Raw genomic sequence first — 17673 nt, forward strand, 5'->3', positions numbered from 1 at the left:
GAACTGACACATGCAGCCCCTCATCGATCACGCACGCTCCTTCCGCAAGCAGTCCGCGGACCGCCCGGAGGAGTTCGCCCGGCTCGCCGAAGGCCAGTCCCCGCAGGTCCTGTTCATCACCTGCTCCGACTCGCGGGTCGTCCCGGCCCTGATCACCGGAGCCCGGCCCGGTGAACTCTTCGAACTGCGCACCGCCGGCAACATCGTCCCCCCGCACACCTCTTCGCAGCCCACCAGCGAGGCCGCCACCGTCGAGTACGCGGTGGAGGTGCTCGGAGTCTCGGACATCGTCGTCTGCGGCCACTCCCACTGCGGCGCCGTCGGCGCGCTGGTACGCGGCGACGACCTGACCGCCGTACCCGCCGTGCGCGACTGGCTCGCGCACTCGACCCCTCGGCCCGAAGGCGCCACCGAGGACCCGACCGTCACCGAGGCCGTGCAGAACCACGTGCTGACGCAGCTGCTGCGGCTGCGCTCCTACCCATGTGTGGAGCGGCGGCTGACGGACGGTCACCTACGTCTGCACGGCTGGTTCTACGAGGTCCACACCGGGTCCGTCCTCGCGCACGACGTCCGCTCCGACTCCTTCGAGGCGCTGTGAGCGCCGCGACGGGCACCCCCACGACCACCGGTGGGACGGATCCGGCCCGGCGTACGCGATTCCCCTTCCTGCGGCAGGACTTCGCCGCCTCCCTGGTCGTCTTCCTGGTGGCCCTGCCGCTGTGCGTGGGCGTCGCCGTGGCGTCGGGCGTACCCGCCGAACTCGGCCTGATCACCGGCATCGTGGGCGGTCTGGTCACCGGCCTGCTGCCCGGCAGCAGCCTCCAGGTCTCGGGCCCGGCCGCGGGCCTGACCGTGCTGGTCTTCGAGGCGGTGCGCGAGTACGGACTCGCCGTGCTCGGTGTCATCGTCCTGGCCACCGGGCTGATCCAACTCGCCATGGGCGCCATGAAGTTGGGGCGCTACTTCCGGGCCATCTCGGTGGCCGTCGTGGAGGGCATGCTGGCGGGCATCGGGCTGGTCCTGATCGCCGGCCAGCTCTACTCGGTGGCCGGCGCCGAGGCCCCGGCCTCGGGTCTGGACAAGCTCGCCGGGCTGCCCGGTCTGGTCGCCGACTCCGCCGGATCCACCACTGCGCTGGTGTCCTTCGGGCTCGGCGCGGCCACCGTCGCCGTACTCGTGCTGTGGAGGCACCTGCCGAAGAAGGTCCGTACGGTGCCGGGGGCGCTCGCCGCGGTGGCCCTCGCCACCCTCGCGACCCTGGCGTTCGACCTGCCCGTGGCGACGGTGGAGGTGCGCGGGCTGCTCGACTCGATCCAGCTGCCGGGCCTCGAAGCCGTCGGCGGGCTGGCGAGCGTGGGGGTGCTCGGCACGATCGTCGCGTTCGTGCTGATCGCGTCGGCGGAGTCGCTGTTCAGCGCCGCCGCCGTGGACCGGCTGCACGACGGGCCGCGCACCCAGTACGACAAGGAACTGATGGCCCAGGGCGCGGGCAACACGGTCTGCGGGCTGCTCGGCGCGCTGCCGATGACCGCCGTGATCGTGCGCAGTTCGGCAAACGTGTCCGCGGGCGCCCGCACCAAGGCGTCCCGGGTGCTGCACGGGGTGTGGCTGCTGCTGTTCGCGGCGCTGCTGCCCGCCGTGCTCGCCTACATTCCGCTGCCCGCGCTCGCGGGCATCCTGGTGCACGCGGGCTGGAAGCTGATCCCGCTGCGCTCGGTCGCGGTGCTGTGGCGCGGACACCGGGGCGAGGCGCTGATCCTGGTGGTCACCGCCGTGTCGATCGTCGCGGTGAACATGTTCGAGGGCGTGCTGATCGGGCTCGCGCTCGCCGTCGCCAAGACCGCCTGGGAGGCCTCGCACATCAAGCTGGAGGTCATAGACAAGGGAGCGGGCCCGGTGCAGGCGTACCTGACGGGCAACGCCACCTTCCTGCGGCTGCCGAAGATATTGGACGAGTTGGAGGGGCTGCCCAAGGACCGCCCGGTGACGGTGGACCTGTCCGGGCTCCATCACCTGGACCACGCGTGCCGGACGGCGCTGGAGAACTGGTCGCAGCGGCACAGCGCGGCGGGGACCGAACCGGTGAAGGTCACCGCCGCGTAGGCACCTCGCGGCGGACACCGGGCCGTGCGGCCCGGCACCGTGGCCCGGTGCGGGACTCCGAGGAGTCCCGCACCGGGCCTTTCGGGCTGCCGGGTCTCCGTGCCGTCCGGCCTTCGCGCTGCCCCGGTCGACGGACGGTTCGTGAGAACGCCACGCTACGCGCGTGGTTCACGTGATCGGGACCGCGTGATACACACAGGCGGGTCACGTTCTCCTGTCCGCCAACAGGAAGGTTGCCCCATGTCCGCAACACGACGCGAAGTCCTCGCCCGCTCCGGTGCCCTGGGAGTCGGCATCGCCTTCACCGGCGCTGTGTCGGAACTCTTCACAGGTACGGCCGCCGCGCTCGGCCACTCCGGATACGGCCCCCTGCTCCCCGACCCGGCAGGCCTGCTGGATCTGCCGAAAGGTTTCCGTTACCGGGTGCTGTCCCGCGAGGGCGACCAGCTCCGCTCCGGCGAGGGCCAGGTGCCGAGCAACCACGACGGCATGGCCGCCTTCGGCGGCAGAAACGGCCGCGTCCACCTGGTCCGCAACCACGAGAACCGCGTCACCGGCAAGATCCCGGTCCCGACGGTCGACGGCCTCACCTACGACCCCGCGGGCAAGGGCGGCTGTACGGCGCTGACCCTCGACGCGCACGGAAAGGTGGTCGGCGAGCGGGTCGCGATCGCCGGTACGGCCGTCAACTGCGCAGGCGGGCCCACCCCTTGGGGAACCTGGCTGACCTGCGAGGAGACCGAGGACAAGGCCGGCACGAACGGCTACACCAAGGACCACGGCTTCATCTTCGAGGTCGACCCGGTGGACCCCCACCGCACCGGGGCCGTGCCGCTCACCGCGATGGGCCGCTTCCAGCACGAGGCGATCGCCGTCGACCCCAAGCGCGGCATCGTCTACGAGACCGAGGACGCCTTCGAGAGGCCGTTCGGCCTCTTCTACCGTTTCCTGCCCAAGAAGCCCGAGGGCGGCCGCGGTTCGCTCCGCGCGGGTGGCCGGCTCCAGGCGATGCGCGTGCCGGGTGTCCCGGACCTGTCCTCGATCCAGGAGACGGGTGCGAGCTTCGACCGCGTCGAGTGGGTCGACGTACCGGACCCGCTCGCGGCCGAGACCCCCATCCGCTTCCAGGACTTCGGCCCGAAGGGCATCACCCACGCGCAGAAGCTGGAGGGCTGCTACTGGGGCGGCTCGTCCGTCTACTTCGTGTCGTCCTTCGCGCACAGCAGCGAGGGCTCCGCGGGCGACCACTTCGGTCAGATCTGGCGGTACGACCCCGAGGCCCGCCGGCTCACGCTGGTGATCGTCTTCGGTCCCGACACCGACGTACAGCTGCCCGGCGAGTCCCCCGACAACATCTGCCTCGCCCCCAGCGGCGGCCTGATGGTCTGCGAGGACGGCGGGGGCGCGCAGCACGTGTACGGCGTGACCCGGCGCGGCGAGGTGTACCCGATGGCCCGGGGGCGGCAGAACATCGGCACGCCGGAGGCCCCGGAGTGGGGCGAGTTCGCGGGTGTCACCTTCTCGCCGGACGGCCGGACGATGTTCGTGAACTGCTACACCCCGGGGACGACGTTCGCGGTGACGGGGCCCTGGCACAGGTAGCGACCTTCGGTCCGGGGGGTACCCGGACGGTCCCAGCGGTCCGCGGGGGCGGGTGCGCCGCAGGTAGCGGCCCCCGCCCCCGCGGCGCAGGATCGAGAGAACCGCCCGAAGGGATGCGCGATGGCCGAGAAGGACAGCAAGGACAGGAAGAGCCGCAAGGGCGGCAGGGGCGGGGCGGGCGGCACGGGCAGGGTCGAGGAGACCGCCGTACGCGACCTGCTGCGCGTCCCCGTCGGGGAACGGATCTCCCTCTCCTCGTACGACACCTCGGCGGCCCCCGGCGGGACCGCGGCCCCCAGGTCCAAGACCGACGGTCTCGCCGCCATCACCCGGATGGCCGAACCCCTCGCCAACCTCCAGGAACGCCTCTGGGCGGCGAGCACGGCCGGTGACCGCCGCCGGATCCTGCTGGTCCTCCAGGGCATGGACACCAGTGGCAAGGGCGGCACGGTCAAACACGTCATCGGGCTCTTCAACCCGGTCGGCTGCCGCGTCCAGGGCTTCAAGGCGCCGACCCCCGAGGAGCAGCAGCACGACTTCCTCTGGCGCGTCAGGAAGCGGCTCCCCCAGCACGGCGAGATCGGCGTCTTCGACCGCTCCCACTACGAGGACGTCCTCATCGGCCGCGTCCGCGAGCTGGCCCCGCGCGGCGAGATCGAGTCCCGGTACGGCCGGATCAACGACTTCGAGCGGGCCCTCGCCGACGACGGCACGGTCATCGTGAAGTGCTTCCTGCACATCTCGTTCGAGGAGCAGCGCCTGCGCCTCCTGCGCCGGCTCGCCAACCCGCGCAAGCACTGGAAGTTCAGCCCCGCGGACATCGACGAGCGGGCCCTGTGGCCCGCCTATCAGGAGGCGTACGAGATCGCCCTCGAACGCTGCTCCTCCGACGCCGCCCCCTGGTACGTGATCCCCGCCGACCGCAAGTGGTACCGGAACTGGGCCATCAGCCGACTGCTGCTGGAGCATCTGACGGCCATGGACCCGCAGTACCCGGAGCCCGACTTCGACGTGGAGGAGTGCCGGAAACGGCTGCAGGAGGAGGGCTGACCAGCACCTCCCTCCACTCGACACCGAAAGCGATATAACCGGATTTTCCTATTTGCCCGGTTAATGTCGCCCGCGTGAACACCTTCCTGCCCCTGAAGACCCTGAAGGCTCCGAAGACCCCGCAGGCCCTGAAGAGAGTCACCGCCGCCTGCGTGGTGGGCGCGGCCACCCTCACGGCATGCGGCGCTCCCGAGGCCCCGCGCGCCGCCACGGTCCCCGCGCCCGCCGTGAGCGCGCCCTCGCGGCCGCCCACCCTCGCCCCGGGTCCGGGCGGCCTGACCCCCGTCTTCACCCGTGCGGCCCGGGCGCGCGACAGGACCGTAGCCCTGACCTTCGACGCGGACATGACGGCCGACCAGGGGCCCCGGGCGGCCGCCGGGGAACGGTTCGACAACCCGCGGCTGCTCGGGACCCTGCGACGGCTCAAGGTGTCGGCGACCGTGTTCATGACGGGGCGCTGGGCCGAGGAGTACCCCTCGCAGGCGCGGGCCATCGGGCGCGATCCGCTCTTCGAGGTCGCGAACCACTCCTACAGCCATCACGCCTTCACCGAGGACTGCTACGGGCTGCCGACCGTTCCCGCGTCGGGGATGCGGGCGGACGTGGAGCGGGCGTTCACCGCGTTCCGCAAGGCGGGGATCGCGCACCCGATGCCGTACTTCCGCTTCCCTGGCGGGTGTTACGACCGGCGGGCGCTCAAGGCGCTGAGCACCACCGGCGTGACGGCCGTGCAGTGGGACGTGGTGAGCGGGGACGCGTTCGCGACGGACGCGGGGGCCGTGGCACGGCAGGTGCTGGACGGCGTACGGCCCGGTTCCGTGGTCGTCATGCACTGCACGCGCAGCGCGGCCCCCGCGACCGAGGAGGCACTGCGCACGATCGTCCCCGAGCTGCGAAAGCGCGGGTACAGGTTCGTGAAGGTGTCGGAGCTGATCTGATTCATCGGCCGTGTCGCTCAAAGCGATCGCATTCTCTTGTTGGACGGTAAAAACGTCTCGGTGGAGGCTGGGAGTCACCGAACGAATCCCCAGGAGGAACCTCCATGCAGACACGCACCATCGGTGACGTCCGGGTCGGAGCGATCGGTCTGGGCGGGATGCCGATGTCCATCGAGGGGCGCCCGGACGAGGCCCGTTCGGTCTCGGCCGTCCACGCGGCGCTGGACGCGGGCGTCACGCTCTTCGACACCGCGGACGCCTATCACCGGGACGCCCACGAGGTCGGTCACAACGAGTCCCTGATCGCCCGCGCGGTGGCCTCGTACGGCGGCGACACCTCGGACGTGCTGATCGCGACGAAGGGCGGCCATCTGCGTCCGGGCGACGGCTCGTGGACGCTGAACGGCTCGCCGGAGTATCTGAAGAAGGCCTGCGACGCCTCGCTCGGGCGGCTCGGCGTCGAGGCCATCGGGCTCTACCAGTTCCACCGGCCGGACCCGAAGGTCCCCTACGCGGAGTCGGTCGGCGCGATCCGCGACCTGCTGGACGCGGGCAAGATCCGCTTCGCGGGGGTCTCCAACGCCGACCCCGAGCAGATCCGGCTGGCCGACGAGATCCTCGGCGGCCGGCTGGTGAGCGTGCAGAACCAGTTCTCGCCCGCCTTCCGTTCCAGCGAGCCGGAGCTGGAGCTGTGCGCGGAACTCGGCATCGCGTTCCTGCCGTGGAGCCCGCTGGGCGGTATCTCGAAGGCCGGTGAACTGGGTTCGCGCTTCGCCGTGTTCGCGGAGGTGGCGAGCGAGCACGGGGTGAGCCCGCAGCAGGTCACGTTGGCCTGGATCCTCGCGAAGGCCCCGGTGACGATCCCGATCCCGGGCTCCTCCCGCCCCGAGACCATCCGCGACTCGGTCGCGGCGGCGGACCTGAAGCTGACGGAGTCCGAGCTGACGCGCCTGGACGCGGCGTAAAGACAAAAGATCGCGCGGTTCCCCGCGCCCCTGGGCACCCAGGGGCGCGGGGAACCGCGCGACCGGCCACGACGCACGCACACGTCATGTCACCGCCCCCGCGCGCAAGCGCCCCACCCCGCCGATCACCCGGCTGGCAGACTGGGGGCGTGAGCAGTGACGAGACGACGGCCGCTTCGGGCGCCGCACAGGACAGCCCCTTCCGGCACGAGCAGACCGCCCGCGACGAGGCACCGCAGTTCGTGCTGCCGCTGGTCGTCCGTATCGAACGGAACGAACCACCGGCGCGTACGGACGCACTGGAGACCGCGGCCCGCGCCGTCCTGGTCCTCCTCGGCGACGAGCGCTCACTCGGCGAGGGCGAGTGGGCGCAGGCCGTCCACGACTGGCAGGACGCCCGGATCCGCAAGGTCGTCCGGCGGGCCCGCGGCGCCGAGTGGCGTCGGGCCGAGGCGCTGCCCGGCATCACCGTCACCGGCAAGTCCGCCGAGGTCCGCGTCTTCCCCCCGGTCCCTCTCGACGGGTGGCCCAAGGACCTCGCCCGCCTCCAGGTCTCCGGCACGGACCTCGACGACCCGGAGCCGCCCGCGGACACGGACGCGGCCACGCCCGTGCTGTGGCTGAGCCCGGACCTGGACATGTCGGCGGGCAAGGCGATGGCCCAAGCGGGCCACGGCGCCCAGCTGGCCTGGTGGGAACTGTCGGGCGAGGACCGCGCGGCCTGGCGCGAGGCGGGCTTCCCGCTCGCCGTCCGCACGGCCGGCCCCGAGCGGTGGGAGCGACTGGTCACGAGCGGACTGCCGTTGGTGCGCGACGCGGGCTTCACGGAGATCGCCCCGGGTTCCTGCACGGTGGTCGCCGACCACCCGGCACTGCGCCTCGGCCGGCCGGCGGCCGACGGACCGGAGTGACGGGGCACCGCCTCGACCCGCGCCCCCTCAGCCCCGGTTCCCGCCGCGCATGCGGCCGTCCATGGTGAGCGGCGGCCGGTCGAGGTAGGGCAGGTAGTAGCGCAGGAAGAGCTCGGCGGTGAGTTCACGACGGCTGCGTACGCCCGCTTTGTCGAACACCTTCCTCAAGTGGTCCTGAACCGTGTACTCGGTGATGTGGAGCGTCGCGGCGACCTCCGTGGTGGACCGGCCCAGGAGTACCTGCTGGGCGACATCGCGCTCGCGGGGCGAGAGGCCGTACGCGTCGAGCACGATGGCGGCCAGCTCGCCGGGTCGGCTCAGGTTGAGCGAGACGTAGGTGAGGGTCTCACCGCCGGAGCCGCCCGAGCCGTCCGGACCGCCCGCCTCCTCGCGCCACGCGTTGAGCGTGATCCAGTGCCCGGAACCGCTCAGGGCACGGGAACTCACCTGCGTGCCCGGAGCGCAGGCGCGCGCCTTGCTGCCGATGGCCTCCAGGCACAGCGGGTAGGCGCGTCCCGGTGCCGGGTGGGCCTCCTGGATCAGGCCCAGCCAGTGGTCCGCCGTGGACGTGCAGAGGCGGATCCGGAGATCGTCGTCCAGGACGACGAGGCCGGGCGCGTCCGGTACGTCGCCGCGGTCGATGCCCGCCAGCAACAGCGACCGGCGCAGGGCCAGGGCGGCCGGTGAGCTGATCGCGGCGGCGACCTCGACGTCCGCGTCGCTGAAAGGCCGTGACCCCTCGGCGCGACAGAGGACGAGCAGCCCCCAGGTCCGCGGGCCGTCCCGCAGGAGGACCCGCAGTTCGTCGGCGAGCCCTTCGGGCCGCAGAATGTCGCGGTAGTAGACGCTGTCCTCGATGTGCTCGCCGGTCGACCGGCTCAGCAGGCTCGCGGGTCCGGCACGGCGGGCCATGGCCCGGATGTTGTCCACGCCGGTCTGCTCCGTGTGCTCGATCTCGAACAGCCGGGGCATGACACGCTGGGGAAAGCCGTGCTCGTGCTGGCCTCCCGTGTCCAGGAACGTCGCCGGATCCAGCATGACGGCACACCAGATGTCGGCGGGAACGGACGCGGTGAGCGCCGTACCGGCCGCCTTCAGTACATCGAGCCCGGTCGTCCGCGCACCGCGCATGTGCTGCGTCAGGCCGTCTGCGACGGAATGGTGGTCCAGCGACCGGCTCGGACGACCCCGACCCGAGCGTCGGTCGGAACGTGGCTGAGAACTCACGTCCTCAGGTTACGAGCTATCCCAGATATCTGGGATGGGATCGCCGTAAATATCATCCTAACGTAGTTGATAACGAGGGGAGTTGTCGGGGGAGGCGCTTGCCGGCCTCCCCCGGCACAAGGGAGTCGGGCGACCCGGGGGGCGCGCGGAACTCAATCGTCCGGCCACCGACCACAGGACGAGCAGGAAAGGAGAGGGTGCACACCATGACGACACCGCGGGGGAGTTCCACACCCGAAGGGGATCGGGGACGGAACGGTGTACGGCATCGAGTGAACCGCGTGCTGGCCGCGTTCCTGGCGGCCATTCCGTTCGCCGCCGTTCTGAACATCTTTCAGGACTGGCTCGGCAACGGCATCAGCGCGTCGCAGACCGGCCTGCTCATCGGGGTGCTGGTACTGCTCGCCTTTCTCGTGTACTCCACCATGAGTACCTCGGCCGACACCGCGCACGAGGGGCGGCTGACCCGTAACGCGGTGTGGGCCCTGCACGACCGCATGGAGCGGTCGTTCGACGAGTTCCGGGACCAGGCGGCATCCATCAGGTACTTCCCCGCCCGGCACGGCCCCGAGGCAAGGCATCTCAAGCAGGCAGCGACGTTGTACGCCAAGGCGGGCGAGGTGATCGACACCGCCCGGGACGGCGACGAGATCCTGGCCGTCAACTCCTTCGTCGAGGTGTTCCACCGGCGCTCCGATCCCGCGATCGAGCGGCTTCAGGAGGACTACCTGCGGCGTATCGAGAACCGGCTCAGGCACGGTGCCTCCTACCACCGGCTCGTACAGCTCCCGTCCCTCGACGTCCTCGACAGTTCGTCCGTCTTCCTCTCCGACTCCATCGAGCCGAGCTACCTGGAGCACTACCGGCGGATCATCGGCCTCAAGTCGGACGCGCCCGGCCAACGGGTGTCCTTGGACGCCGTGACCGCCAAGTACCCGATCTCGTTCGTGGTCGTGAGGCGGCGGAACACCGACGGGAGCGCCGGTGGCGCGATCATCTGGCAGGTCAACGAGCACATCCAGGGCAACGGCCTGCCGGAATCCGCGAACTTCCAGCTCACGGGCATCGCCATCGTCAAGGACTCGAAGGGCGACGTCGTGCGCCATTTCCTCGACTGGTTCAAGGAACTGCAGCGTGGGCAGCGCTCCCTGGAACTCAACGACGTCCGCTCCCGCGGCGGCCGGCGCCCGGCCGCGTGACGGTCGAAGGACACCGCGGTGAACCTCCACGAGGACCTGGTCCTGAGACTCTTCACGATCGTCGACACCGAGAAGTGGGAGGCGCTTCCCGAAGTCTGCGCCGAGTCCATCCGCTACGAGCGGCCGGGTTATCCCCCGATCTGCGGAATGGACTCCCTCGTCACCTTCTACCGCACCGTACGCGTCATCGCTCATGGCAGGCATGAGATCCGTGGTTGTCTGGGCAGCGGGAACGAGGCCTGCTGCTGGGGCGGTTTCAGCGGAGTCTCCCGTTCCGGACAGGCGCTCTCCGAGGGCTTCGCGGACTGGTACCGGATCGACGACGGACTGATCATCAGCCGAAGGACCTTCTTCTACCGTCCGGCGGTCTGAGTCCGGCCGTCCGAACGTGGCGGTCCCAGTCCGGCGGTCCCAGTCCGGCGGTCCCAGTCCGGCGGTCCGGGACAGGACCGTGGAGCGACCGTCGGGAAATGTGACGCAGGAGACACGAACCATTGAACAGTTCCGCCGCCCCGTGCGTATCTTCTGGCGCTGGCCAAGTACAGATTCCCAACGACCAGTTGGTTCACATCCGGAGGCACCTGTGCGGCGTATCAACGGTACGGCCCTCGTCATCGTGGCACTCGTCGGAACGCTCGGCGCGCTCGCGTTCCCCGTGTGGTCGTACGCCGACCGCGCCGGCACGGGACCGGCGAACCTGGCCGCCGGGACCGTACCCACCAAGTGGGGACCCCTGACCGCCACCGACCGCGACCTGATCGTCCGGGTGCGGCTGGCGGGTCTGTGGGAGCTGCCCGCCGGGCAGCAGGCCCTCGAACGCAATCCCAGCCCCGCGATGAAGGAGGCCGCCGACCACCTGATCGTCGGCCACACCGACCTCGACAAGCGGGTGCGGGGGATCGCGCGGGAACTCGGCGTCGAACTGCCGAACCAGCCGAACGAGCAGCAGCAGGGCTGGCTGCAGCAGATGACCAACGCGAGCGAAGCCGACTACCCCAAGGTGTGGGCGAACCTCCTGCGCTCCGCCCACGGCAAGATCTTCCCGGCGATCGGGGCGGTACGGAACCAGACGCGCAACACGCTGGTACGTCAGCTCGCCTCGGATGCCAACCAGACGGTGCTCGACCACATCACGGTGCTGGAGAAGACCGGCGCCGTCGACTTCGAGGCGATCGCCAACGACTCGGTGGCAGGAACCACGGCCAGCCCGTCCGGTCCGGCGGCACCGGTCCCCGGCGTGGTCCCCAGCTCGGCGCCGCCCGCCGAGGCGACCGGTGACATCAACACCACGTCGCGGCCCTCCCCCGGAGCCCCGGGCACGGTCAACACGAACCGCCCCGACCCCGAGGACCCGGACGCCACGCCCTCTTCGCAGTGAGTGTCGGAACCTCAAATGTTGCTCTGAACGTCCCCGCCGATGGGTTGGGCCCCGCTCGGCGGGGCCATCACCCGGTCACGCCGGAACACAGGTCCGTCGAAGGAGACGCGCACAGGTCCTGGTGAAGCCGTGGTGAAGGAGGGGACGATGAAGAACCTGGGTACGGGAATCGGGTGGCGGCCGGAGATCGCCGAGGCCGTGGAGCGCATGCCCGGCATCGACTGGGTCGAGGCCGTCGCCGAGAACATCTGCCCCGGCCATCTCCCCGAATCACTGGTACGGCTGCGGGAGCGCGGCGTCACGGTGGTTCCGCACGGGGTGTCGCTCGGACTCGGCGGCGCGGACCGCCCCGCCGAGGGCAGACTCGCCGAACTGGCGGCCCGCGCCGAGGCCCTCGGCTCCCCGCTGGTCACCGAGCACATCGCGTTCGTCCGGGCCGGCGGGGCGCTGACCGCCTCGCCGCTCCTTGAGGCCGGGCACCTGCTGCCCGTCCCCCGCACCCGGGACGCCCTCGACGTCCTGTGCGAGAACATCCGTATCGCCCAGGACGCGCTGCCCGTGCCCCTCGCGGTGGAGAACATCGCGGCGCTGATCTCCTGGCCGGGCGAGGAGATGACCGAGGGCCAGTTCCTGTACGACCTGGTCGACCGCACCGGCGTACGCCTGCTCATCGACGTGGCCAACCTCCACACGAACCACGTCAACCGCGGCGAGGACCCCGCCAAGGCCCTCGACGAACTGCCCGTCGAGGCCATCGCGTACGTCCATGTCGCCGGCGGCTTCGAGCGCGACGGCGTCTGGCACGACAGCCACGCGCACCCCGTGCCCCCCGTGGTCCTCGACGTGCTCGCCGAACTGGCCTCCCGGGTCCGTCCGCCGGGCGTGCTCCTGGAGCGCGACGAGAACTTCCCCGAGCCGGCCGAGCTGGAGCGCGAACTGATCGCGATCCGCGAATCGGTGGAGAAGGCCGCCGCGCCCGGCGCGGCGGCACCGGCAGACACCTCGCCCGCACGAGCCGACCGCGCTTCAGAGACCGACAGCGGCCCGAAGACCGGCGGCAGTCGACAGACCGGCAGCCGCCCGCAGACCGGCAGCACCTCGATGGCCGACGGCGCCACGGAACCGGACGGTGTCACGGAGACGGACGGCGGCCCGGCTCCCGTCGAGGGCGCCGGGGTACAGGCCGCGGCGGCCACCGGGCCCGCCCGTCAGCGGCTCGCGCTGGCGCAGGCCGCCCTGCTGTCCGCGCTCGTCGCCGGGACGCCCGTGCCCGAGGGGTTCGACCGGACCCGGCTCGCCGTCCAGGCCAGGGCACTGGCGGGCAAGCGGGCCGATGTGGTGGCCAAGGTCGCCCCGGAGCTGCCGGAGCTGCTGACGGACTCGTACCGGAAGGCCTTCCTGGCCTACGCGCACGGCCACCCGATGACCGACGGCTACCGGCGGGACGCGCTGGACTTCGCCGAGCATCTGCTGCTCGACGGACGACTGGAGGACGCGGACGTGCGGCGCGGGCTGAGCGAGTGGTGGCTGGAGCGCTCGGGCCCCGCACCGCTGTCGCAGCGCCCGGCGGCCCGGCTGGCACGTGCCACACGCCGGGTCCTGCTGAGGCGTTGAGGCATCAGGGCACCAGGGCACCAGGGCTGAAGCGTTGAGAATCGGTCGACGCGGAGTGTAGAGGGCCCTCCTCGCCCGTGACATCGCTCACCCGGGCGACAGACGTACCCGGTATGTACACGAACGCGGGTCCCGTGCCTGTTCAGCGCGGCCCCGCGACGACCGGGCCGCGCGGGCACGCACCCAGCGGGCACACAGCGACTCCGGTACGTACCTGTCGCGCGCGGAGCCCGGCCGGGCCGCGACCGCCGCCCGCGGCACCGCTCCCGCCTGCGGAAACACCGTTCCCAACGGCCCGTTCAGGCTGCATACTGCATTCGTCCAAACCCGTACCACAGTTGGCGTACGCCACGAAGTAATATGCCAACCCACACCAGAAGCGCACTAACGTGCGGTGCCGCAACAGGAGGCACCATGCGATCCATCAACGCCCGCGGACTGTTCACCGGCACCGGGCTGATCATCACGGCCCTGACGGCGACCCTCGCGGCACTGGTCTTCCCGATCTGGTCGTACGCCGACCGGTCGGGCACCGGCGTGGACACGCTGAACGCCGAGACCGTGTCGACGAACTTCGGCCCGCTGTCCGCGCTGGACCGCGAGTTCGTCACGAAGGTCCGGCTCGCGGGCCTGTGGGAGCTGCCCGCCGGCCAGCAGGCCGAGGAACGCGGCACCACCAAGGCCGTGCGGACGGCCGGCGAGCACCTCGTCGAGGGCCATACGTTTCTGGACGCGCGCGTGCGCAACGTGGCCGCGCGGCTCGGCCTCGAACTGCCCAACCAGCCCAGCGAACAGCAGCGGGCCTGGCTCACCACGCTGAGCGCCGCACGGGGCGAGGAGTACGACAGGCAGTTCGCGAACATCCTCCGCGGCGCGCACGGCAAGGTGTTCGGACTGGTCGCCCAGGTCCGTGCGAACACCCGCAACTCGCTCGTCCGCGGCCTCGCCGACGACGCGAACACCACGGTCCTCGACCACATCACGGTCCTGGAGGCCACCGGCCTGGTCGACTTCGAAGCCCTGGCCCGTGACGCGGCCTCCGCGAGCGCGCCCCCGCTCACCAACTCCCCCGCGCCGCCCGGCCCGACGGCCTCGCCCAGTCCGCCCGCCCCCGCCTCGGCCTCCCCCTCACCGACCTACTCCCTGCCGCCGGCCGCGACCGCCCCACCGCCGGACGGCAAGGACAGAAAGCCGTAACAACCGGAGTGGCACCGACTCGAAACGTCACCCCATGGCGATGCTTCGTCCAAATTGTGAACAAGCCGTGGCGGAGCCGGTCCTCCGTCGCATAGAAATCCCGCATGCTCTGGGTCCTCCTCCTTCTCCTCGCCTGGGCCGCGGCGGGCATCGCCTGTACGCGCCTGTGCCTTGCCTCCGTCCGCGCCGCCGCCGCGGACGACAATCACACGCTCCAGGGACGCGGCCTGACGCTCTACGAGGCCGCGTTCCTGTCGGGCGGCCCCGCGCGGGTCGCCGATCTGACCCTCGTGTCGATGGCCCGCCAGCGCCGCCTGCTGCTCGCCCACACCGGCTGGGCGACCGTCGTGGACCCGCGTGGCCAGGACGAGATGGAGCGCTCCGTCCTCGGCGCGATAGGCCCCGACGGACAGTCCCGGATAGCGCCGGTCCGCAGGAGCGCCGCCGCCGCGGAGTCCGTACGCGCCCTCGCCGACCGTCTCGTCGCGGCGGGCCTCGCCGTGCCGGACGGTGCGCGGACCACCGTCGCGGGCGCCGTGCGCCAGGTGCGGTCGGCCGCGGCGGCCGTCCTGGTGCTGGCCGCCGTCGCGCTGCTGCTGCCCTCTCAGGTCCAGCACGAGCGGGCGCTGGTGGCCGTCTGGTTCACGCTGCCCCTCATCCTCACCATGAGCTGCCTCGCCATCGCCCGGATCGAGGTGCACCCCTACACCCGCTGGGCGTCCCCGGCCGGACAGCACCTGCTCAGCGCCCTGACCCGCCGCGCGGACACCGACTGCGACGACCGTACGTACCTCACCACCGTGGCCGTACGGGGTATCCGCGCGGTCGGCGAACCGGATCTGCGGGCGGCTTTCGGGCACCGCGAACCACACACCTGAGCGCTCGGCCTGAACGCGCGTCCGGAGCACGGGGCGCGCGCCGGACGCGCATCGGGGTCATTGGGCCGACATCCGCGGGCCGGTGCTTTACTTCGCCGAGCCCCGAACGAAGCATCCCTTCTGTTGCTGCCGTGCACTGAAGGGAAAGCGATGAGAGCCGCCGTCCTCTACGGAACAGCCGGATCCCTGGTCCTGGCCACTGTCGTCGCCGCGCCCGCCGGCAGCGCGCAGATCCGGTCCGACCGGGCCGAGCGGCACGGCACGGCGGTCGCCGCCGCACGCGCCGCCGACGACGGCATCCGCTTCGGGACGTGTTCCGAGGACCAGGACGGTCCGGGCAGCCTGCAGTGCGGCACGGTGACGGTCCCGCTCGACTACGCGCACCCCGACGGCGAGCAGATCAAGCTGACCGTCAGCCGGGTGCGGGCGACCGGCAGGGACCCGAGGAACGGCAAGCGGTCCGTCCCCCGGCAGGGTGCGCTCGTCTACAACCCGGGCGGCCCCGGCGCGTCCGGCATGTACTTCCCGCTGATCGGCATGATCCCGGAGTGGAAGCGCATCGCGTCGGCGTACGACCTCGTCGGGTACGCCCCACGCGGGGTGGGCCGCTCGGCGCCGATCTCCTGCCAGGACCCGAAACTGCTCCTGAAGGGGCCCGCTCCGTCACCGACGGACCCCTCGGAGTCGTACAAGGAGGAGCGCGTCGCCCGGGCGAAGGCCTACGCCCGTGGCTGCGTCGAGCGGTCGGGCCGCGCGATCAGGCACTTCACCTCGGTCAACAACGCCCGCGACCTGGACGTCCTGCGCGCCGCCCTGGGCGAGCGGAAGCTGACCTTCATGGGGGCGTCCTACGGCACGTACTTCGGAGCCCTGTACGCGGAACTGTTCCCGTCGCACGTACGCCGGATGGTCCTCGACTCGGCCGTGAACCCGGACCCGGCGAAGGTCTGGTACCGGAACAACCTCGACCAGTCGGCCGCCTTCGAGACCCGCTGGGCCGACTTCCGCACCTGGATCGCCGAGCACCACAAGGTGTACGGGCTGGGCCGCACGGCGGAGGAGGTGCAGCGCAGTTACGAGACGGCGCGGGCACGGCTCGCGGCGGAGCCCGCGGGCGGCGAGGTCGGGCCCGGACAACTGCAGGGCGCGTTCCTGCAGGCCGGGTACTACGACGACTACTGGCCGCAGCGGGCGCGGGCGCTCTCCGCGTACCTCAGCGGCGACCCGCAGCCGCTGATCCGGCAGGCGGCGCCGCACCCGGACTCGGTGAAGGAGCAGGAGAACGGCAAGGCCGTCTACACGGCGGTCGAGTGCAACGACGCGCCCTGGCCGCGGGCCTGGCACACCTGGGACCGCGACAACACACGCCTCGCGCGCGTGGCGCCCTTCGAGACGTGGTCCAACGCGTGGATGAACCTGCCGTGCGCGTTCTGGCCGCTGCCTCGGCAGCGGCCGCTGGATGTCCGCACGGTTCCTGGTGAGCTGGCGCCCACGCTCATTCTCGCCGCCGAGCGGGACGCCGCGACGCCGTACGCGGGGGCGCTGGAGATGCGTCGGCGGCTCTCCGGCTCCGCGCTGGTCACCGAGCGGGCGTCGGGGTCGCACGGGATCGGTGGCGGGTCCAACCGGTGTGTCAACGCCCACTTGGACGCATACCTGCTGGAAGGCCGGGTCCCGGCCGCCGGGGCGACCTGTGCCCCGCACAGGCCCCCGGAGCCCCGCTAGGGGCTTCTTGGGGGCGCGGGGAACGGCGTGACCGGCCCCTACCGGGCCTCAACGATTGCGCCGTTCCCCGCGCCCCCAAAAGACTGCGCCGTTCCCCGCGCCCCTGAAAGGCAAAAGACTGCGCCGTTCCCCGCGCCCTTTGGAAGATCAGGCCAGGCCCGCCACCAGTTCCGTCACGGACTTGCGGCGGCCCGTGTAGAACGGGACCTCTTCCCGGACGTGCATGCGCGCCTCGGACGCCCGCAGGTGCCGCATGAGGTCGACGATGCGATACAGCTCGTCCGCCTCGAAGGCGAGGATCCACTCGTAGTCGCCGAGCGAGAACGAGGCGACCGTGTTGGCCCGCACGTCGGGGAAGCCGCGGGCCATCTTCCCGTGGTCGGCGAGCATCCGGCGCCGGTCCTCGTCCGGCAGCAGGTACCAGTCGTAGGAGCGCACGAACGGGTACACGCTGATGTAGTCGCGCGGCGTCTCGTCGGCGAGGAACGCGGGCACGTGCGAGCGGTTGAACTCCGCCGGCCGGTGCAGCGCCATGTTCGACCAGACCGGATCGAGCGCGCGGCCCAGCTTCGTACGGCGGAAGAGGTTGTACGCCTCCTGCAGCTGGTCGGCGGTCTCGGCGTGCCACCAGACCATGAGGTCGGCGTCGGCGCGCAGCCCCGACACGTCGTACGTGCCGCGGACCGTGACGTCCTTGGCGGCGAGCTGGTCGAAGAGCTCCTGGACCTCGTCCGCGTAGCCGGTGCGGTCCTCCGGGAGCACGTCACGCAGTTTGAACACGGACCAGAGGGTGTAGCGAATGACCTCGTTGAGGTCCTTGGCCTTCTTGCCGGCGTTCGGGGTCCTGGCCTGGCCGGTGGTGGGGGCGTCGTCACTCATGGGG

16 protein-coding genes are annotated in these 17673 nt (G+C 71.4%); 14 read left to right on the forward strand and 2 right to left on the reverse strand.

Annotated elements, in window-relative coordinates; translation table 11 throughout:
* The first annotated feature begins 10 nt into the window (after positions 1 to 10).
* The 7 genes from OHS59_RS11610 to OHS59_RS11640 all read left to right on the forward strand — a co-directional run bounded on the left by OHS59_RS11610 (position 11) and on the right by OHS59_RS11640 (position 7572).
* On the forward strand, positions 11 to 601 hold the full coding sequence (locus tag OHS59_RS11610) for a carbonic anhydrase (protein WP_328493323.1): 591 nt from the start codon (positions 11 to 13) through the stop codon (positions 599 to 601).
* On the forward strand, positions 598 to 2106 hold the full coding sequence (locus tag OHS59_RS11615; RefSeq protein WP_328493324.1) for a SulP family inorganic anion transporter: 1509 nt from the start codon (positions 598 to 600) through the stop codon (positions 2104 to 2106). The genes OHS59_RS11610 and OHS59_RS11615 overlap by 4 nt, the downstream gene beginning before the upstream one ends.
* 240 nt (positions 2107 to 2346) lie before the next feature.
* Entirely contained in the window at positions 2347 to 3708 is a 1362-nt protein-coding gene (locus OHS59_RS11620; RefSeq protein ID WP_328493325.1) for a PhoX family protein, read from the forward strand.
* A 120-nt stretch (positions 3709 to 3828) separates the two neighbouring features.
* Positions 3829 to 4758: a PPK2 family polyphosphate kinase gene (locus OHS59_RS11625; protein ID WP_328493326.1), complete on the forward strand. Its 930-nt coding sequence runs from the start codon at positions 3829 to 3831 to the stop codon at positions 4756 to 4758.
* A 128-nt stretch (positions 4759 to 4886) separates the two neighbouring features.
* Positions 4887 to 5696, forward strand: a complete 810-nt coding sequence (locus tag OHS59_RS11630; RefSeq protein WP_328499170.1) for a polysaccharide deacetylase family protein — start codon at positions 4887 to 4889, stop codon at positions 5694 to 5696.
* Positions 5697 to 5800: 104 nt separating this feature from the next.
* Positions 5801 to 6661, forward strand: a complete 861-nt coding sequence (locus OHS59_RS11635) for an aldo/keto reductase (protein ID WP_328493327.1) — start codon at positions 5801 to 5803, stop codon at positions 6659 to 6661.
* 149 nt (positions 6662 to 6810) lie between these two features.
* Positions 6811 to 7572 (forward strand): peptidyl-tRNA hydrolase, encoded by a 762-nt coding sequence (locus OHS59_RS11640; RefSeq protein WP_328493328.1) that lies wholly within the window; start codon positions 6811 to 6813, stop codon positions 7570 to 7572.
* A gap of 27 nt (positions 7573 to 7599) precedes the next feature.
* On the opposite strand, the gene OHS59_RS11645 is transcribed toward OHS59_RS11640, so the two are convergent.
* Entirely contained in the window at positions 7600 to 8703 is a 1104-nt protein-coding gene (locus tag OHS59_RS11645; protein ID WP_328493329.1) for a helix-turn-helix transcriptional regulator, read from the reverse strand.
* Between the two features lie 368 nt (positions 8704 to 9071).
* Between OHS59_RS11645 and OHS59_RS11650 the strand changes: the two genes are divergently transcribed.
* From OHS59_RS11650 to OHS59_RS11680, 7 genes are all read left to right on the forward strand, one after another.
* Positions 9072 to 9998 carry a hypothetical protein gene (locus tag OHS59_RS11650; RefSeq protein ID WP_328493330.1) on the forward strand — a complete coding sequence of 309 codons (927 nt, stop codon included), beginning with the start codon at positions 9072 to 9074 and terminating at the stop codon, positions 9996 to 9998.
* Positions 9999 to 10016: 18 nt separating this feature from the next.
* The gene (locus OHS59_RS11655; protein ID WP_328493331.1) at positions 10017 to 10370 is read left to right on the forward strand and encodes a nuclear transport factor 2 family protein; all 354 of its coding nucleotides are present in this window, start codon (positions 10017 to 10019) and stop codon (positions 10368 to 10370) included.
* A 211-nt stretch (positions 10371 to 10581) separates the two neighbouring features.
* Positions 10582 to 11376, forward strand: a complete 795-nt coding sequence (locus OHS59_RS11660; protein WP_328493332.1) for a DUF4142 domain-containing protein — start codon at positions 10582 to 10584, stop codon at positions 11374 to 11376.
* A gap of 147 nt (positions 11377 to 11523) precedes the next feature.
* Positions 11524 to 12990 (forward strand): DUF692 domain-containing protein, encoded by a 1467-nt coding sequence (locus tag OHS59_RS11665; RefSeq protein ID WP_328493333.1) that lies wholly within the window; start codon positions 11524 to 11526, stop codon positions 12988 to 12990.
* Positions 12991 to 13404: 414 nt separating this feature from the next.
* Entirely contained in the window at positions 13405 to 14187 is a 783-nt protein-coding gene (locus OHS59_RS11670; RefSeq protein WP_328493334.1) for a DUF4142 domain-containing protein, read from the forward strand.
* Between the two features lie 104 nt (positions 14188 to 14291).
* The gene (locus OHS59_RS11675) at positions 14292 to 15065 is read left to right on the forward strand and encodes a TIGR04222 domain-containing membrane protein (protein ID WP_328493335.1); all 774 of its coding nucleotides are present in this window, start codon (positions 14292 to 14294) and stop codon (positions 15063 to 15065) included.
* A gap of 150 nt (positions 15066 to 15215) precedes the next feature.
* Positions 15216 to 16790: an alpha/beta hydrolase gene (locus OHS59_RS11680; protein ID WP_328493336.1), complete on the forward strand. Its 1575-nt coding sequence runs from the start codon at positions 15216 to 15218 to the stop codon at positions 16788 to 16790.
* Positions 16791 to 16937: 147 nt separating this feature from the next.
* On the opposite strand, the gene hemQ is transcribed toward OHS59_RS11680, so the two are convergent.
* On the reverse strand, positions 16938 to 17669 hold the full coding sequence (gene hemQ / locus OHS59_RS11685; protein WP_328493337.1) for a hydrogen peroxide-dependent heme synthase: 732 nt from the start codon (positions 17667 to 17669) through the stop codon (positions 16938 to 16940).
* Positions 17670 to 17673: the final 4 nt, after the last annotated feature.

Origin of the sequence: Streptomyces sp. NBC_00414 (genome assembly GCF_036038375.1) — a bacterium.
GTDB lineage: Bacteria > Actinomycetota > Actinomycetes > Streptomycetales > Streptomycetaceae > Streptomyces.